The following is a 1,399-nucleotide window of genomic DNA, read 5'->3' on the forward strand; positions in this document are numbered from 1 at the left end:
CCCCCCCCCCCCCCCCCCCCCCCCCCATAACCCCCCCCCCCCCCCCACCCACAACCACCCATGTCGTGGTTCGTCGGCAGCGTCAGATGTGTATAAGAGACAGGTTGTTGGTAGTGAATTGTTACTATAGCCAATATTAGTTGTGTAAAAATTTGTGTCATCCCTTGTTTCCCATAAATGATTTTGACTATTTATGGTTGATTGCCAAGAGTTGCGATCTGAGGAACTGTTAACTAACCCAGTGATAATCGTTCTTCCTTGAATGTCGTATTTGATAAAACTCCAGGTATTGTTATTTCGCTGGACAGCATCCTGGGTTAATACCAATTGGTCTAAAGTATTATATACCAAATGTTCCCAACCTTTGCCTGGGATTTTCTTCTCTATCACCCTTTTTCTGTTATCATAATGATAGGCATAGATTTGATTCTCAAATATATCGTCAGACTCATTGAAGTTAGTGATGGTTATCGCAGGAGGCAATACATAACGCAAATTATTCAAATCATCGTAAACATAGTAAGTAGAGAGTGAAGTACTCTCGGTTTCCCAAACTCTTTTAAGTACAATATTATTCTGCAAATCTTTAAATTCCTCTATCGTTCCAGCTTTCCCAGAAAGCCAATTTTCATCTTTTGAAATGGTTTTATATAGCGTGTTTTCCAGGTAACTAGCAACAGTAGATGCACCTCCTGTTGGATTAATTGTCCAAAGTTGGACTTCGCTAGCGCTATTAAAGTCATAAACGTTTTTCACCGTATGGCCAGAGCCGGCTATAGCGCTACTAAAGGGTTGCCATGGAGCACCGGGCGCTCCTTGTTCTAATAATCTGTTTAATGGGGATGCTTCTATGATTGCTTGGCTGAAAGGGTATGGGTTTTGAGTTGCGTTGATGTCCCAGGTACTTAAACTATAGTAGTTTGCTTGGTTCGTAACAGCGTTTGGTTTAAAACTTCCATCACTGCTGTTTGACTCTGCATAGGGAAGATATTTTTTTGTTTCCCTACCTAAAGCATCGTATTCAATCTGTTGTACAATGTCTTGGCCGTTCGGACTTGCCTGAATATTAATATTCTGTATTGGTCGGCCCAATCCATCAAAATATTGAACGATTTGATTTTCCTCACAATTGGTTCGAAGGTTATTGAGGTTTGAACTATTTACACCTGCAATTTTAAATGTCCTTGTTAACGTGTAATTTTGATTATTACTTGGCGCAGAACTTAAAATGGTGCAATTCTGTAAAGTTGTAAAAATTCGCAAATTGTTGCCTTCTGGAACATGAAAGCCATCAGTGAGCGTAATACTTCCAGTAGCTTTAATTTCCTTCTGGCCATTGTAAGATGATAATGTAAGGTGTTGTTGTGCAGTTACTATAGTCTGTCTCTTATACACATCT

Annotated in this window: 1 protein-coding gene; it reads right to left on the minus strand. The window is 40.0% G+C overall.

What is annotated here, in order from left to right:
• A partial coding sequence (locus JHD69_RS21580) for a DUF6443 domain-containing protein (RefSeq protein ID WP_370583533.1) occupies positions 1 to 1,395 on the minus strand: 1,395 nt, incomplete at its 3' end.
• Positions 1,396 to 1,399: the final 4 nt, after the last annotated feature.

This window comes from Pedobacter sp. ASV12 (assembly GCF_016429155.1).
In the GTDB taxonomy this organism is placed as follows: Bacteria; Bacteroidota; Bacteroidia; order Sphingobacteriales; family Sphingobacteriaceae; genus Pedobacter.